The sequence below is a fragment of the Bdellovibrio sp. HCB288 genome (genome assembly GCF_047305935.1).
GTDB lineage: Bacteria > Bdellovibrionota > Bdellovibrionia > Bdellovibrionales > Bdellovibrionaceae > Bdellovibrio.
Genome location: NZ_CP178619.1, coordinates 2,104,673 through 2,121,181, shown reverse-complemented (window position 1 = coordinate 2,121,181; position 16,509 = coordinate 2,104,673). Strand labels below are relative to the sequence as shown.

The following is a 16,509-nucleotide window of genomic DNA, read 5'->3' as shown; positions in this document are numbered from 1 at the left end:
TCTGTGCACCTCGGCTGCGTCTTCTAGAATAGGGTCAAAGAGGTGCCTATGAGTTCTGTCACCAGATCACTCTTAAAAAATCTTTCGTGGAGTTTACTGGGTGGGTTCGCCTACTCGGTTTTGCGCGACCAATTCCGCTATCGCCCTATCAAAAGATCAGTGGCTGCAATAACCGGAGGATCTCGGGGACTGGGTTTGGTTTTGGCCAAAGAGTTCGCCCGACAGGGAGCTTCAGTGGCACTGCTGGCCCGAGACAATGAGGAGCTGGCCCGCGCTAAAAAAATGGTTGAGCTCGCCGCTCCGGGGGCCCAGGTGCTGACCCTTGAGTGCGACTGCACCAAACCCCATGATGTAAATCAGGCGGTGTCCTCCATAATTCGCTACTTCGGTAAAATCGATATCGTCGTGAACAATGCCGGCATCATCTCCACCTGTCCGATTCAGAACACCACCAAAAAAGACTTTGAAGACTCCCTGGATATTCATTTTTGGGCACCCTACTACATGAACAGGGCCTGTCTTCCGCATCTGCAAAAAGGCTCACGAATTGTGAACATCTCCTCTATCGGCGGCTTGGTACCTGTCCCCCACCACGCAGCCTACTGCACCGGCAAATTTGCCTTGCGCGGATACTCTGAAAGTCTGCGACTGGAACTCATGCCCCAGGGAATTTACGTCACCACAGTTTGCCCAGGATTGATGCGTACCGGTTCCGCCCGCAACGCCAGAGTAAAAGGGCAATTCAAAAAAGAGCATGCCTGGTTCTCGTTGATGGCATCCGCACCCCTTATTTCAATGAATGCAGATCGAGCCGCCCGAAAAATAGTCTCGGCGATAAAGACCGGCAAAGCAGAAACAACCGTTTCCACACCTTCCCGGGTCCTGTCACTGTTGCATGCTCACTTTCCGGGAATCTACGCGGACTTTGGCTCCGTGGCCAACTGGTTGCTACCGAATCCCACGGACGATCTGCGCACGACATTAGAAGGCAAAGATGCAGAATCAGTCGTATCCCGCTCCTTCCTGACCGCATTGGGACAGCAGGCCGCTGAACGCAACAACGAGATTCCGCCGGAAACTGATCAAATGCATTGATTGGAGATTCAGCATGGCAGAAAGCGAAGCCATAGATCGATGCAAAATATGCGGAGAAGCTCTTCCTGTCGAAGACTCTTCTCTCTATGTTACCTGTGAAACCTGCGGCACCCTGAATCACTTGGGATTTCGCGCCGGTCGCGAGCTGAGTCTTGCCTGTTCCGCCGCGGCACTGGTCCTGTACATTCCCGCAAATCTACTGCCATTCATGTCCCTTGAAATTTACGGCAACAAATCCACCTCCACTATTTGGGAGGGAATCGTCACGCTCAGTCGCGCTGGTTCCTGGGGTATCGCCATCATCGTCTTTCTGGCCAGCATTCTGATCCCCTTGGCGAAACTGATCATATTGTTTTACCTGGGTTTAACCACTGGCAAATCGGATCAAAAGAAATTCAGAACTCGCTTATATAATATCGTGGAAACCATCGGCCGGTGGTCGATGCTGGATATTTTTCTACTTGCTGTACTGGTTGCCATCATGAAGCTCGGCCCCTGGGCCAATGCGAAACCTGAATCAGGTGCCTGGATCTTTGCCCTTGTCGTGATTTTCACAATGCTCTCTTCAGCAGCCTTCGATCCCACCACAATATGGAAAAAATCCTATGATGAAAAACATTAGTTCGACCTGGTACTTTTGGGTATTTCCTCTGTTTGCAATCCTGATCTCAGGATATCTGCTTTATGATTATTTTGAACAGCGGGGACCCGAAGTAAAAATCCGCTTTGAAGAGGGCTCGCGCATCACACCGGGAAAAACCGAACTCCGCTTCCGCGGTGTCCGCGTTGGTATCGTCAATGACATTCGCATAACCGATGACAAGAAAGCCGTCGAAGTGTTTGCCCGTCTTGAAAAACATGCCGCAGAGTTTGCGAACGAAGGCACCAAGTACTGGCTGGAAACTCCCCGCGTGAGCTTTGAGGAGATTCGCGGATTGGATACACTGGTTGAAGGGAGCTACATCTCAGCGGTTCCCGGAGATGGACCCAAAACAGAAAACTTTCAAGGACGTATCGGCACTGACTTGAAAAATCCCCTGGAAGAAACCGCCCTGTTTAAGCTCGAGACTCAGCGTCTGGATTCCGTCAGTGATGGAGACACGTTGTTTTATCGCGGCATGGATGTCGGCACCGTGACCAAAGTTTCCCTTTCAAAAACGGGCCAAACCATCAACGTGCAAATACGAGTGCCTTGGGAATACGCGCGACTGGTACGAACGAATACGGTGTTCTGGAGAAAAGCCGGATTTCAGGCAAAGCTTGGACTGTTCAACTCATTTGTAAAAATGAATTCCGTTGATGCATTGTTAAGAGGTGGGATTGAATTCGCGACACCAACCAATGCGGGAGCCAAAGCCAAGGCCGGAAACACATTTATTTTACTGGGCGAAGCTCCCAAAGAGACTGAAAAATGGAATCCGGTGTTGGACTAGTGAGTACCAACACTGGCCGATGAATCAGTCGAGTTTATGAACGATAACAACTCAAGCAAGGATTTCTGGCGCACGTCCCAAAAAGTGATAAAGATAGCTTAAGGCCTTATGAAAAACCAAGGAGGGTGCTATGGCTGAAACACCAAGAGAACTTATGAACGATCTTAAATCCACAGGCAGACAAGCCGTCGATACAGGTAAAAACCTGTATGGCGAAGCGAAATCTGAACTCAAATCTCAAATGTCAGACAGACGTTCAGAGATGAAACGTGAATGGACTGATCGTTATGAGACCATCAAACATCGCGCACAGGATGCTTACGAGTCATCAGAAGACTTCGTTAAGGATCATCCACTTGCGACTGTCTTGGGCGCATGCGCTGTGGGATTTGTCGCGGGAATGATTGCCCGTCGACGCCGTCAATAAGAACAAAGGGGCGGAGATTCATCACCGCCCCAATTCTTATTTCACAGGAGGATTCAATGGAACAACCAAATGATCACCGCTTGAATGAACAAAATTGGAGTCAGGTCACTCAGGAAGTCCGAAAAAAATGGGCGAATCTAAATGAGTCCGATATTGAAAGAATTGAACATGACTATAGTTCACTGACGGACTTGGTTTCCTTGAAAACGGGCTTAACCCACGAGGAAACCGAGCAGCGTCTGGATGACATTATCGCCCGATGTGGCACCGAAACCACCATCAACGAAGTTGAAGCCAGTGCTTCCTGGAAACGACCTCCTGAAAAAAAGGCCGGCACACAGGATTCAGGCACTATTGAAGAAGACTCTGATGAGCAAGCTCCTTAAATGAGCCCACCAGAATTCGTTGATAAATAAATTCACTGAATGACTGGGGCGACAATAACTTCATACGCTCCAGTTCATTTATGTAAGCTGACTTCTGCGCAAAGAATCCCACTGCAAGGGTCTTAATCAGTTGCAAACGGGTTTTGTCCTTCAGATTTAGCAACGCCGCCTGCAGTTTTTCTTCTGCTTCTGTAAAATCACTTCCGAATGGAAATTTCTTAAATACAAACTCCGGTGCCAGTTCCTTTATCAAACCGCGAATCTTGTGAGGTGTATTTGTACGAGCCATTTCCGGGATGTTCCATTGCGGATCGACTTTCCCATTCTTACGGGCTGTTTCCAATAACTCATCCTGGAACTGCGAATCTGTAATCATCAGAAGTCTTTTAATACATTCAGAATCACTTTGTCCCTTTAAGAACGCGATCCCATACTCCGTGATCACAACATCACGCAAATGCCGGGGAATCGTCAACTGTGCCGGACTCCAGACGATGTTTGATTCTCTTTTACCCGCTTTTTCACGCGTACTTTTCATCATCAGAACCGAATACGAATCCGGCAATTCATGTGACATCGCCACAAAATTGAATTGCCCACCTACCCCGCTCACCACGTTCCCATTCTGCAAGGTCTCCGAGGCTGCACCGCCCAGCAATCCCACCTGCATACAGGAGTTAAAGAACCGTGCGTTTTTGCGTTGCCGGCGCAGTGCCATCTCATGGGGATCATACAGGTCATTCACCTTCGATACCCTGGTCATGGATAACCCCTTGAAATCGTCTGCGGAAAGCCCCCGTAACCACTCATAAAATTCTTTGGAACCCAGGAAAAATGCTCCATGCAGATAGCGTCGCTCATTTTCGTCGTGGTCATGAATTTCACGTTTTAAAATTCCCGCTGTTCGCAAATGCATGAAACCATCCATGATCATCTCACTGGTCCCATAAATTCCGGTTTGAAATGAGTCGTCGTAAAACTCCGCCTCGGGCAACTTGATGAACGAAATATCCAAGGACTTTAGAATCTTTTTATAGACAGCATTATCCCGATGTCTCACCAAGGTCGCCGCCGTCAAAGAATCTGACAAAGAACCAATACCGATCTGAAGAGTTCCATCATCTTTGATCAAACGACTGGCGTGGAGCCCGATCAAATGTTCAGTTTCGTCGATACTATTTTTAGGCGTCGCAAAAAGTTGGTGCCGCACTTCATTTGAATCGACAATGACATCAAAGAATTCGGCTCCTACTTCGGCGTCTCCCCCAAGAAAAGGGAGATCGGGATGAACCACGCCAATGACCTTAAATGGTCTATTTTTGTTTTTATACAACTCCACCACATCAAGGGTCAGATCCGGATTACAGCTCAGACTGTAGCGACCGTCAGAAGACTTCGCGATCAGCTGCATGACCCCGTCCAGTTTCATATCCAGGATACTTTGTGCGACGTGAGTGTAGTTCAGGCTGATATAGTTTTGTTGAGCCACAGGATTTGCCAGCATTGAACCGGCCTGAAAATAGAATTCATGAATCTGAATATTTGCAGGAACCTTTTTGTCCTTGAGATCTTTCAGGTAGCCCAGTCTGGGATAATCATCGCCAAAATGCCGGGAAAAGAAATCACCTGTAAAACGCTTTTCCAAGTCTGTTTTTGGTTGTGGAATATCCAGCGACAAAGCCGTAAAAAGCGTCAAAGACAGGGACGAATCCCTTTTAACTCTTTCGTACACGGCATTTACAAGCTGATTAGGTTTACCCAGCCCCAAGGGAATGGCAAACCGCAGTTCTTTCCCGAAACTTGAAACAATGTATTCTTCGGCTGCCTGAAGGGACTTGAATATATTCATAAAAATAGTTTCTTACAGTTAAAATCCAAGTCAAGGTCACCCGCTCCTTGATCAATAACATAGGACGTTTACGTGAAAGGAAAAGCGACGGAAAATGTAACTTCAAGGGAGGACATCATGGCCCACAAAAATAAGAAAAACAAATCCGCCAAGAAGCCTGCTCCGAAGCCGAGCAAAGAAAACAGTCGCAAACAACAACGCGGCTGGGACCAGGAAACTTCGGCTGATGTGCCCTATGACGATTCCATAGAGTCACCTCGCAGCCACAATACTCCGTCCATGTATTAGACGGAGCAAAAAATGACTCTTTCGAAGTACAATCGAAAGCGCAATTTTTCAATAACCTCAGAGCCCAAAGGCCTTAAGAAATCCCAAAAGGCCAAGGCTCTGTCTTTTGTCGTTCAGGAACACCACGCAAGTCATCTGCACTGGGATTTCCGTTTGGAGTGGCAAGGTGTACTTAAAAGCTGGGCCGTCCCCAAAGGACCCAGCATGGATCCACAAGTAAAGCGTCTGGCCGTGGAGGTTGAAGACCATCCCCTCTCATATGGAAAATTCCACGGAACCATTCCTGAAGGAGAATACGGCGCAGGCGAAGTTTACATCTGGGACAAAGGAACCTGGGAGCCCTTGGAAGATGCCACCAAGGGATTTAAAAAAGGCCATCTGGTCATCAACCTTAAAGGGAAAAAACTGAAAGGCGTCTTTCACCTTGTGCGCACTCGCACTCCCGCAAGAAACAATCAATGGCTTTTAATGAAGAAGGATGATCTGTATGCAAAGGAAGTCCCAAAAATAAAAGCCTCTGCCAAATCCAAAAGGAAAAAACTGCCCTTCATCGCTCCGGAACTAGCCTTATTGGTGGATACACCTCCGACAGGCAGCGAATGGTTGCATGAATTAAAGTTCGATGGCTATCGCATGCAAGCCCACGTCAATGGCCAGCAAGTTCAGCTGTACACCCGTTCGGGACAAAACTGGTCGACCAAGTTTCCGGAGATTGTCGCTGCACTAAAAGACCTGGATCTTGATGGTGCGGTGATAGATGGTGAAATGGTGGTGCTCGATAAAGACGGCCGCAGCGATTTCCAACTTCTGCAAAATGCCATCAAATCTGAAAACTCCCGCAACATGTACTATTATGCTTTTGATCTTCTGGCCATTGATGGCAAGGATCTCCGTTCCTTGGAGCTGGGACAAAGGCGCGATGAAATGCAGAAGTATATTAAGAAGTCCGTCAGTCGCATCCGATTCAGTTCCGAATTTGATGGATCGGGAAAAAGTCTTCTGGCTCTGGCAAAAAGGCATGGACTGGAAGGAATTATTTCAAAGAAAAGAACCAGCCCCTACTTATCAGAAAGAAATCCCAATTGGGTAAAAACCAAATGCACCGAACAGCAGGAGTTTGTCATCGGTGGTTACACCGAAAGCAAAGGAAGCCGCGATCATTTTGGCGCGCTACTTTTAGGTGTCTATAAGAATAAGAAGTTACAATACGTGGGTAAAGTCGGAACGGGATTTACGCGGCAATCTCTGCGCGAAATCTTTAAACAAATCAAACCGCTGGAATCGGCCTCATCCCCCTTTGATTTGAAGTCCCCCAAGGGCAAGGAAATTCATTGGCTTAAACCCCGCTTAAGTGCCGAGATCACCTTTGCCAATTGGACCCACGAAGAAATCCTGCGTGTTCCAGTCTTTCATGGTCTGCGGGAGGATAAACCCACCAGACAAATAAAGAAGGAATCTCCAGTGAAACCCGTCACCGCCAGCTCAGAGGATTGGACGGTTTCCTCTCCTGAAAAAATCCTGTTTGCAAAAGAAAAGATCACCAAGCTGCAAGTCGCTGATTTCTATTCCAAAGCAGCACCTTGGATTATTCCTTTGATCTCTGATCGCCCGCTTTCATTGGTGCGTTGTCCAAACGGCACCAGCAAGCAATGCTTTTTTCAAAAACATCAGACGCATATGCCAGCGGCACTAACCCCGGTCAAAATGAAGGAGCATGGAGGATACGGCACCTATATGAGCCTGCACGATCCTGCGGGACTTGCGGCTTTGGTGCAAATGAATGCTTTTGAAATCCACTGCTCCAATTCACGACACCCCGACACGGCAACGCCGGACCAGTTCGTCATGGATTTTGATCCTGGGCCCGGAGTTTCCTGGAAGACTGTCGTGAACTCCGCGTTTAAATTAAAAAAACTTCTGGAAGGTCTTGGGCTAAAAAGTTTTGTCAAACTGAGTGGCGGCAAGGGAGTCCACGTCCATGTCCCCGTGGCTACGATCTATTCATTTGATCAAATCAACAGCTTCACCCATGCCCTGGCCCAACAAATGGAACTGCAGGACCCCGATCTGTTTGTTTCAAAAATGTCCAAAAAAATTCGCACCGGAAAAATCTTCGTCGACTATTTAAGAAACTCCCAGGGCGCAACGGCTGTGGCCCCCTATTCTCTTCGCGCCAGAGCGGTCAGCGCGGTTGCGATGCCTATAACCTGGAATGAACTTAAAAATATCCAAGGCGGCGATCACTTCACTTTAAAAAAAGCTCTGTTGCACTTGGGACGAAGAAAAAAGGATCCCTGGCAGGGATACTCGAAATTAAGCCAAAAAATAAATCTGCTCAGCAAATCCCGCAAGCAAGAGGATTCCAGTGAGTTAAACACACTATAGGAGACGAAATGACCAGTATACACAAACGCAAGCCCATGCCTCCCTTTAAAGAGCATCAACAAAAATCGCCTGGGCTGGAGAAGAAAATGACGGTGTCTCCTTTATATCGCGCTCCCCAGTATAAGGCCGCCGGGAAGCTGGTGGGGAAAAGAGCATTGATCACCGGTGGTGACTCCGGTATCGGACGAGCCGTCGCCCTGCTCTACGCAAGAGAGGGTGCGAGTATTGTCATCACGCATTTGCCAGAAGAAGTTATTGATGCGGAAGAAACCAAAATCGAAATCGAGGAATTGGGAAGTCAATGCCATCTAATTTCCGGAGATCTCTCCAAAGAGAAGTTCTGTATAAAAGCGGTGCAGGAAACTATCAAGAAGCTTGGAGGCATTGATATTTTAGTCAGCAATGCGGCTCATCAGATGCGTAAAGAGGATATCTCTGAAATCACCACTGATGAGTTTGACCGAACCTTTAAGGTCAATGTCTATGCGTATTTTCACCTGGCCAAGGCTGCAGTTCCACACATGAAGCCCGGTTCTTGTATAATTGCGACAAGCTCTGAGACCGCATCCCGAGCACCCGCCCAACTTTTGGATTACTCGTCGACAAAAGGTGCTATCAATACGTTCACTAAATCTTTGGCACAGATGCTGGTTCCGAAAGGAATACGAGTCAATGCTGTTGCGCCTGGACCTGTGTGGACTCCGTTGAATGTATCTGACGAGGGCACCCGAAAAAGCAAAGTCCGAAACTTTGGCAAGGACCAGCCGATTGGTCGCCCCGCCCAACCCGAGGAAATTGCTCCGGTCTATGTCTTTCTGGCTTCGGAGGCAGACTCAAGCTACGTCAGTGGCGCCGTCATTGCCGAAATGGGAGCTGAACCATTTTAAACTCAGACGGTTTTCGACGCCCGCTTTGCAGGAGATTTCTTTCTGGCAGTCTTTCTGGCTGCCAGACTTTTTTGCAGAAGTGGCATCAAATCCACAACATTGTCTGTTGCTTCGATATGCTCCTCTTTAACAGGCGCGATACGATGTCCTTTGCCGGTTTTTACTTTACGATCAATCATCTTCATGACTTCCTGATAGTAAGTGTCCTTGTACTGTTCTGGCTTCCACTTACCGGTCATACCCTCCAGCAGGTCTTCGGCCATTTTTAATTCCCGCGGATTGTATTTGGCGGTTTTTGTGACGTCTTTCATATAGTGAACCTGTTTTTCAGTTTTCACTTCGTGACCAAAGCGCAAAAGCTCAAGCATCAGGTATTCACCCTTGGGCATAATCATCGCCAGATGTTGTTTGATTCGAATTACAATCTTTGAAACCGCCACCCGCCCGGACTTGGCCAGAGCATCACGCAAAAGATAGTACCCTTTTTCAGCCCCCTTCTGCGGCACCAGATAATAGGGACGCTCAAAGTACATCGGATCAATTTCCTCGAGTGAGACGACATCCTCGATATCAATTGTTTGCGAGGCCTTCACATTTGCTTTGCGTATTTCATCCTCGGTGACAAGCACATAGCGACCTGACGAGTACTCATAACCTTTGACGATATTCTCGTACGCGACTTCCTTGCCAGTTTTGGCGTTTATTTTCTTATATTGAATTCGCGACAGATCCTTCTTATCCAACATGGAGAAGTGAATCTCCTTTTCAGACTGCGCTCCCTGCAAAGTGACGGGTATATTCAAAAGTCCGAAACTGATCGAGCCTTTCCAGATGCTAGCCATATGCTTCCTCCTGCCCGTGTGCTATCAGAAGAAACCATATATGAGGTTTTTTGAAGGCCAGAAAAGTTGGATGATCGACCAGAATTCAAAGAAACACATGTCCTTGAACACTTATTCAATTTCCTCATTTTTAGAAGTGTATAATGAAGGGTGAAACGATATCTCAGGATATGCGCAGCCTAAGTGAAATCTTGAAAAAGGATAGATCTGAATCTGGCATCAAAAGTCCTGCCAAACATAGATATCGTCCGAGGCAGGGTCTGAATCAAATCAGACCCGCTTCCATTTTATTTAGGGACTGATTTAGGGACTGACTTTACGAGACTCTGCAAACCATCTTTTTTTAAGCCGCTCCGGAGATTCAGAAGATGAAAGTTCTGCATAGGTTCTTTGATCGTAGTATTTGCTGATGTCCCCGATGACATTTCCAAGAGCAGGGTACTTTTCGGCCACTCTGGTAAAATAATGCAATGGCGCCTCACTGGCTGTTCGCACCAAGTGATGATGACTTCCCCACTCCTGAACGATGTTTAAAAGCTCCTGTTCCGCTGATAACTTCACCCGGGTCTTGAACAGGTTTTGAACCAGCACGAAGAACAGAATCAATGCAAAACTGATTCCCGCAAAGCTTAACAGTTTATATTGTCCCAACAGGGCAAAAAACGAATCCTGCGAGCTGCGATCGAACTCCATCAGGAAGTAACTCCAGCGGTAGTTCATGTCTTCGACAAAGAACGTGGCCCGGTCCCACCACAAACGGGTGCCCTGGGATTGCGGTCGCCAATCTATCTTTCTTGCGAAGACTTCCTGATCAGATTCCGACATCGCAAAAAAATCTTCAGCACCGATCACCAGTCTAAGCGGTGCCACCCATGAAGTCGGATCAACACGCTTCCACGAATTACCGACAAAGACTTCAGCCCACGCATGGGCATCACGCTGCGCGATTCTCCAAAAATTTCCGATAGGATTGAACTTTCCGCCCTGATATCCCACCACAACTCGTGAAGGGATACCCAGACCACGCGCCAAGACCGCGTAGGCTCCGGCAAAATGCTCACAGAATCCCCGACGTCTTTCGAACAGGAACTCTTCCAGATCGTTCGCGCCATAGGTTCCTGGATTCAGAGTATAAACGAACTTATTCTCCACGAAAAAGCTTCGCAGTAAATCCAGGCGTTCTTCCGGTTTAAGGGATTTCTTATTTGCCTCGGTGACCCACTCAAGCACGCGGCCTTTAAATTCCGGAGTTTTCAAATCCACCACCGTAGGCTGACTGCGATCCTGATAGTCCCGAGTCCACTGCCCTTGATATACCAGAGTTGAAACGATGGGACGCGAAGTTCTGAAAACCGCGTGACTTAAGTTTGTCACCCGTCCCGCCTCCAAAGTCAGAATCTGTGTTCCCTCCAACGCAAACAAAAAGTTCTGTGAGGTGGGTTCAATCGCCACTTCATACGAAAGATTTCCACTTCCCGTGGTGGTCTCAGCGGATCTGGCACCAAACGGAGTCGGCCGCCAAACCAATCCACGTGTTGAAGTCAGAACCGATCCTCTCCAATACAAATCACTGGCACTTTCAAGAGGCAGCTGGTCTATCTTGGCCCGAAAGGCCAATTGCGAACTACCGGCAATTTCTGCGACTCGACCGGGATTCACCTCGTCCGTGAAACCAATTTGTCCATAGGTGCTACCACGGGACATCGCCCACGGAATCACCACTCGTGGAAAGGCAAAAAACAAAATCACTGCCAGTGGCACTGATAGCAAAAACATTTTTCCCAACATGCGTTCTTTATTGGGCAACTGCTGAGGCAGTAACGAATACCAAATCCCCCAGAACGCAAACATCGAAGGAATGATCCAGTAGATATCAATACTGAACAAGGCCTTCACTGAAATAAGGATAAAACCCAACATCGCGACGAAGCGATGGTCGCGTTCATTGGAATAGTCCATAATTCTTAAACCGCTTAATCCCAACAGCAGCGTATATGACGGTTCCTGCCCCACGATAGTGCGATACTGAATCAATACCTGCGCAAGCAAAATCACGCTCAACACCGATGTGAATCTGCGCGACAGCCCCTGCCAATGATACTTCTCGATCCCCCACTTCCAGATCAGCATCCCCATACTCAGGAATGCCACCCAAGGAGTGACTTCGACCGCGACCATTAACATGGACATAACAATGGCCAGACTGAAAAATGTCTGCGCGAAAAACTCTCTTTTCACCCCAGCTCCCCAACTCTGGCCAGTGCCAGAATTTCCAGACACCGCCGCCAATGCTCACGTCCTTTTGCTGACGGCGTCTGCACGCCGCCCAAGCGCATGGAGTACACATAGTTTTGAGTTTCAGCCTGATCAATCCACAGCGCCAACTGCGAAAGTCGCAACTCGGGATCGCGAATTGATTCCGTTTGCTCCCAGGTAAAATTCAAAGCCGGTTTTTCGGGTTCCTCAAATTTCTTGATTAAAACCTCATTGCGTCGGGCGCTGGCTTTCCAGTCGATGCGTCGAACAGGGTCTCCAGATTGATATTGTTTGTGATTCAAAAACAATCCCACACTTTGCGCGACTGAATCAGCTCCAGATCCCATGGGAAATTCCACGGTGCCTTTGCGTGCCGGATAAACCAGCACAGTCCCGGGACTTTTTATCTGCTTCCAGGCTTGTAAAAGGCCGAAGGGATAGGATCCCTGAATTCGCAGGGCTGGTAATGACTGTTGCCCTCGGTGCGGAGCTGTCCAGTGCACATTCAAGGCCGTCTCATCCTCGGCCTCCACCGTCACCGCATCCACTTCCGTGGCCTTGCGATTAAAAACCGCCTGAATGCCATAACTGACAGCACTTGATTTATTCACAATTTGAATTCGGACTCTGCCGTCTTCCCCGGAAAAGATATCTCCTGCCAGAATTCTTTGAAACTGAATAGCTTCGACATTTCTATTGGTCACGACCATTCCGGTCACCGCAATGGATATCAAAAAGAAAAAGAAAATGTAAATCAGGTTGTTCGCATAGCCGACAGCCATAAAGAACAAAACCAAACCCATCAAGCCAAATGCCAACCCAAAGCCCGTCGGTAAAATATAGGTACGGGCTTTCTTAGACTGGGACTGCCGTTGCCTTTTGAAGAGCTGCCGCCCACTCTCGACCACGTTTGATGCCATGATTGCCTCCTAAGCGATGCCCCAGAACCGGAACCAGAACTTGCTGTACATCCTCGGGACGAACATAATCCCGGTCATCCAAAAACGCCCAGGCCTTCGCCGCCCGAGCCAACGACATACCACATCGCGTGGACAGAGGAGCTCCATCGAAGCCTTCTTTGCGAGAGGCTTCCAGAATATTCGCAATATAGTTGGCAACGGCTTCTGACAGTTTGACCTTTTCAATAACTTTAATGGCCGCTTCGAACTCGCCTTCACCAAAAAGGGAATTCATGCGCTTGATCACAGCACGAGGATCCTCTCCTTGAAGAATGCGCACCTCAGTTCCCTTGGAGGCATAGTTCAACTCAAGGCTCATTAAAAACCTGTCCAGCTGACTTTCCGGCAAAGGAAAGGTGCCGGTTTGTTGATGCGGATTCTGCGTCGCTATAACATAAAATGGTTTCGGAAGTTCCCAGGTCATTCCATCCACCGAAACTTCGCCCTCTTCCATCGCCTGCAATAAAGCACTTTGTGTACGAGGGCTGGCTCGATTCAACTCATCGGCCATCACTAATTGTGAAAAAATCGGTCCCGCATGAAATGAGAATTTATGATCTTGCGGATTAAAGATCTGACTGCCCAGAACATCCGCCGGCAGAAGATCAATGGTGAACTGAATTCTTTGCGTTTTTAGTCCGGTTAACTTTCCCAGAACCTGCACGAGTGTTGTCTTACCCACTCCCGGCATGTCTTCTATCAGCAAATGTCCCCCGGCCAACAAACATGTGATTGCCAGGCGAACCTCAACATCTTTATCCAAAACGACTTTGGATGCTTCCGCGATCAATTCATGAAACTTTTTACTCATGAATCAAGCGTACATCATAGAATTGTTTGTTAAAACACCTGAATGATAGAATCACCGGATTCTGTGGAAAGAATTTTGTTCTCCTCAGGATGCTTGCGAAACCAACTTGCTACATAAGGGCAAGTCGCGATGATCTGGACCTTTTCTTCTTTGGCGATGTGAATGGCTTCACGGACAAGTAGATCCGCGATGTTTTGTCCCCGTGACTCCACAGGAACATAAGTAGCATAGAGGTCATAGGCATTATTCGGGCCTCTACGATAAAGAATATGAGCATCACCGCCCTGAACAGTTGTCGCAAACCTTTGGCCGGAGACATCATGACGAATGTTCATCTCACCACTCCTTGAATTTCCTCATATTGCTGAATTTGACTCTTTTTTAGCAAATTTCTTTTGGTGACCTTGTCAAATATCTCAGAGCTGAATTGCCGCTCACATCTTAATTCTGCTATCCTTAACATATGTCAAAATCCATCGTGTGCCTTCCGGGATTTTTATGTGACGAACGGCTTTGGCAGTTCCAATTGGAACTGCTGGCCGACCATGAATTTAAAGTTCTGGACCTCAGACACTCAGAAGACCTGAACCACATGTTGGGCTTGATCGAGGAGTCCTTTAGCGGCCCCCTGACTCTTCTGGGATTTTCCATGGGTGGATATGTGGCACAGGTATTTGCCACACGCTTCCCCCACCGGGTCGAACAAATCATCCTGATCGGAGTTACGGGAAGCCCACTGTCCGACAGCGAGTTCAAAACCCGGGTACAAATGGCAAACATGTTAAAAAAGGTTCAGTTCGCCGGAATAAGTGCCCAGGCTCTGCAACACTACCTGCACAATGAATCACTGAAAAACGATGAGATTCGAAAACTGATCTTAGACATGGCTGCCAGTAACAATACAGAAATGTATCTGAACCAACTTCACGCGACCTTACATCGCCTGGACTTAAAAATCACCCTCAACAGATTGTCATTCCCAGTCACGCTGATTGGTGGTGTTCAAGATAAAATATCCCCGAAGGAAAAACTCGAAGCATTCCAAAAAGCTGTCCCCCGATCGACACTGCATTTGATCGAGGGCTCAGGACACTTCGTTCCCCTGGAAAAACCCGTGGAACTGAATGCAATCCTAAGGACTGCACTCTCTAATAACTAAATTTTATAAATACGTGCCTCAAAAGGCTTCAACTTCATCCCGTGCTCAACACCGTGATCAGTCACCGGCATATTTGCCAGCAACAAATTATCGGGCTTCACCGCAATCGCACCCAATTCACAGCGAGCCGCATTCTTGGTCATATTTGAAACCACCAGGAACTTTTCCGTCCCCAGAGTACGCGTGTATGCAAAGACTTCTTTATTGTCAGCATCCACCAGATCAAAAGACCCATAAATAAGTCCCTCATGCTGGCGACGTAAACGAATCAGGCGGCGATAATAGTTCAAAATGGATTCAGGATCCTCCATTTGGGCAGCCACGTTGATTTGCTTGAAGTTAGGATTTGTTTTCAACCACGGTTTACCCGTCGTGAATCCGGCATTCGCAGAGGAATCCCATTGCATCGGCGTTCGTGCATTGTCACGGGAAGTGTGATTCAGCTCGGCCGTGATATCTGCATCTGAACGACCCTCTTTGCGCTTCATCACGAAATAATTTTTGGCAGAGACATCATTGAAATCATCCGGTCCGTCGAAATGACTGTTGGTCATACCGATCTCCTGACCCTGATAAATAAACGGCGTCCCCTGCATCATGAAGTACATCGTCGCAATTGAAGTGCTGCACTCTTTCCAGAAGTTCGTATTTTCACCCCATTTGGAGTTGATACGAGGCACGTCGTGATTTTCCACGAATAAAGCATTCCAACCGATGTTCTCAAGGCCTTTTTGCCAGTTATTAAATACTCGCTTTAAGTCAGCCATGTTGAATCGCTGATCCGGATTCGTGTCCCACAAGCCCACGTGTTCAAATTGAATCAGCATGTTCATGCGTTTACGAGATTCGCCAACCCATTCTTCCGCTTGTTGAGCATTCACACCATTGGCTTCGCCCACAGTCATAATGTCGTAATGATTGAATGTGTTTTGCGCCAGATCCTGAACATAATCCAAAACACCCGGTACATTCATGTGCTTGGAATAGGATGGCACGTATTCCAGATTTTTTGGATTAGGGATGTCTGCCAGTCCTGGTTCTTTGCGCGTGTGACTGAAGGCATCGATACGGAAGCCGTCAATTCCACGATCCAACCACCAGCGAATCATGTCGTAAATTGCTTTACGCATATCCTGGTTTTCCCAGTTCAAATCCGGCTGTTTCGCAGAGAAAATGTGCATGAACCATTGCTTGGTCAACTCGTCATACTTCCATGCGGAACCACTGAAAATACTTTCCCAGTTATTCGGCTCCTGGCCTTCTTTGCCGTCACGCCAGATATACCAATCACGTTTCTTATTGTCTTTGGAGGAGCGTGATTCAATGAACCAAGGATGTTCATCACTGGTATGGTTGACCACCAAGTCCAGGATCAAACGAATGCCACGATCATGACATTCTTTAAGCAGCTGATCAAAATCCGCCATGGAGCCAAACTCTTCATGGATAGCCTGATAGTCACTGATATCATAGCCGTTATCATCCATCGGAGACTTGAACATCGGGCAAATCCAGATCACGTCGATACCCAAATGCTTCAGATAGTCCAATTTTGAAATCAGACCTTTCAGATCCCCGATACCATCCCCGTTAGAGTCTTTAAAAGAACGTGGGTAAACTTGATAAACGACGGATTCTTTCCACCAGATCTTTTTGGGAGCCAAAGCAGTTGTCATAGACAGGTCCTTGTTTCAACGATGTTGTACAAGGACATTTATAGATTCAATTTTAA

Annotated in this window: 16 protein-coding genes; 9 read left to right on the top strand and 7 right to left on the bottom strand. The window is 47.6% G+C overall.

The genetic code is table 11. From position 1 onward, the window contains the following. Positions 1–48: 48 nt before the first annotated feature. From ACLVWR_RS10395 to ACLVWR_RS10375, 5 genes are all read left to right on the top strand, one after another. Positions 49–1,095 (top strand): SDR family NAD(P)-dependent oxidoreductase, encoded by a 1,047-nt coding sequence (locus ACLVWR_RS10395; RefSeq protein WP_413580588.1) that lies wholly within the window; start codon positions 49–51, stop codon positions 1,093–1,095. A 13-nt stretch (positions 1,096–1,108) separates the two neighbouring features. Then, the gene (locus ACLVWR_RS10390; protein WP_413580587.1) at positions 1,109–1,717 is read left to right on the top strand and encodes a paraquat-inducible protein A; all 609 of its coding nucleotides are present in this window, start codon (positions 1,109–1,111) and stop codon (positions 1,715–1,717) included. Beyond that, on the top strand, positions 1,701–2,528 hold the full coding sequence (locus tag ACLVWR_RS10385; protein WP_413580586.1) for an MlaD family protein: 828 nt from the start codon (positions 1,701–1,703) through the stop codon (positions 2,526–2,528). The genes ACLVWR_RS10390 and ACLVWR_RS10385 overlap by 17 nt, the downstream gene beginning before the upstream one ends. A gap of 130 nt (positions 2,529–2,658) precedes the next feature. After that, positions 2,659–2,955 (top strand): DUF883 family protein, encoded by a 297-nt coding sequence (locus ACLVWR_RS10380; protein WP_413580585.1) that lies wholly within the window; start codon positions 2,659–2,661, stop codon positions 2,953–2,955. 56 nt (positions 2,956–3,011) lie between these two features. Next, positions 3,012–3,341: a hypothetical protein gene (locus ACLVWR_RS10375; RefSeq protein ID WP_413580584.1), complete on the top strand. Its 330-nt coding sequence runs from the start codon at positions 3,012–3,014 to the stop codon at positions 3,339–3,341. Here ACLVWR_RS10375 and ACLVWR_RS10370 read toward each other — a convergent pair. Next, positions 3,307–5,190 carry an acetyl-CoA hydrolase/transferase C-terminal domain-containing protein gene (locus ACLVWR_RS10370; RefSeq protein WP_413580583.1) on the bottom strand — a complete coding sequence of 628 codons (1,884 nt, stop codon included), beginning with the start codon at positions 5,188–5,190 and terminating at the stop codon, positions 3,307–3,309. The genes ACLVWR_RS10375 and ACLVWR_RS10370 overlap by 35 nt on opposite strands. Positions 5,191–5,307: 117 nt before the next feature. On the opposite strand from ACLVWR_RS10370, the gene ACLVWR_RS10365 reads away from it, so the two are divergent. The 3 genes from ACLVWR_RS10365 (at position 5,308) to ACLVWR_RS10355 (ending at position 8,750) form a co-directional block, all read left to right on the top strand. After that, a complete protein-coding gene (locus ACLVWR_RS10365; protein WP_340599100.1) occupies positions 5,308–5,478 on the top strand; it encodes a hypothetical protein in 171 nt (56 codons plus the stop codon). A gap of 12 nt (positions 5,479–5,490) precedes the next feature. Further along, positions 5,491–7,863, top strand: a complete 2,373-nt coding sequence (gene ligD, locus ACLVWR_RS10360; protein ID WP_413580582.1) for a DNA ligase D — start codon at positions 5,491–5,493, stop codon at positions 7,861–7,863. A gap of 86 nt (positions 7,864–7,949) precedes the next feature. Continuing rightward, positions 7,950–8,750: an SDR family oxidoreductase gene (locus tag ACLVWR_RS10355; RefSeq protein ID WP_413580581.1), complete on the top strand. Its 801-nt coding sequence runs from the start codon at positions 7,950–7,952 to the stop codon at positions 8,748–8,750. A 2-nt stretch (positions 8,751–8,752) separates the two neighbouring features. On the opposite strand, the gene ACLVWR_RS10350 is transcribed toward ACLVWR_RS10355, so the two are convergent. The 5 genes from ACLVWR_RS10350 to ACLVWR_RS10330 form a co-directional block, all read right to left on the bottom strand. Further along, positions 8,753–9,592 carry a Ku protein gene (locus ACLVWR_RS10350; protein WP_413580580.1) on the bottom strand — a complete coding sequence of 280 codons (840 nt, stop codon included), beginning with the start codon at positions 9,590–9,592 and terminating at the stop codon, positions 8,753–8,755. A 303-nt stretch (positions 9,593–9,895) separates the two neighbouring features. Then, the gene (locus ACLVWR_RS10345) at positions 9,896–11,830 is read right to left on the bottom strand and encodes a transglutaminaseTgpA domain-containing protein (protein ID WP_413580579.1); all 1,935 of its coding nucleotides are present in this window, start codon (positions 11,828–11,830) and stop codon (positions 9,896–9,898) included. Beyond that, positions 11,827–12,768 (bottom strand): DUF58 domain-containing protein, encoded by a 942-nt coding sequence (locus ACLVWR_RS10340; RefSeq protein ID WP_413580578.1) that lies wholly within the window; start codon positions 12,766–12,768, stop codon positions 11,827–11,829. The genes ACLVWR_RS10345 and ACLVWR_RS10340 overlap by 4 nt, the downstream gene beginning before the upstream one ends. Further along, positions 12,704–13,618, bottom strand: a complete 915-nt coding sequence (locus tag ACLVWR_RS10335; RefSeq protein ID WP_413580577.1) for an AAA family ATPase — start codon at positions 13,616–13,618, stop codon at positions 12,704–12,706. Before ACLVWR_RS10335 ends, ACLVWR_RS10340 begins: the two co-directional genes overlap by 65 nt. A 29-nt stretch (positions 13,619–13,647) precedes the next feature. Then, positions 13,648–13,953, bottom strand: a complete 306-nt coding sequence (locus ACLVWR_RS10330) for a GNAT family N-acetyltransferase (RefSeq protein ID WP_413580576.1) — start codon at positions 13,951–13,953, stop codon at positions 13,648–13,650. 191 nt (positions 13,954–14,144) lie between these two features. Between ACLVWR_RS10330 and ACLVWR_RS10325 the strand changes: the two genes are divergently transcribed. After that, positions 14,145–14,777 carry an alpha/beta fold hydrolase gene (locus ACLVWR_RS10325; protein WP_413580575.1) on the top strand — a complete coding sequence of 211 codons (633 nt, stop codon included), beginning with the start codon at positions 14,145–14,147 and terminating at the stop codon, positions 14,775–14,777. Here ACLVWR_RS10325 and ACLVWR_RS10320 read toward each other — a convergent pair. Further along, the gene (locus ACLVWR_RS10320) at positions 14,774–16,453 is read right to left on the bottom strand and encodes a glycoside hydrolase family 13 protein (protein WP_413580574.1); all 1,680 of its coding nucleotides are present in this window, start codon (positions 16,451–16,453) and stop codon (positions 14,774–14,776) included. The two genes, ACLVWR_RS10325 and ACLVWR_RS10320, sit on opposite strands and share 4 nt — an antisense overlap. Positions 16,454–16,509 lie beyond the last annotated feature (56 nt).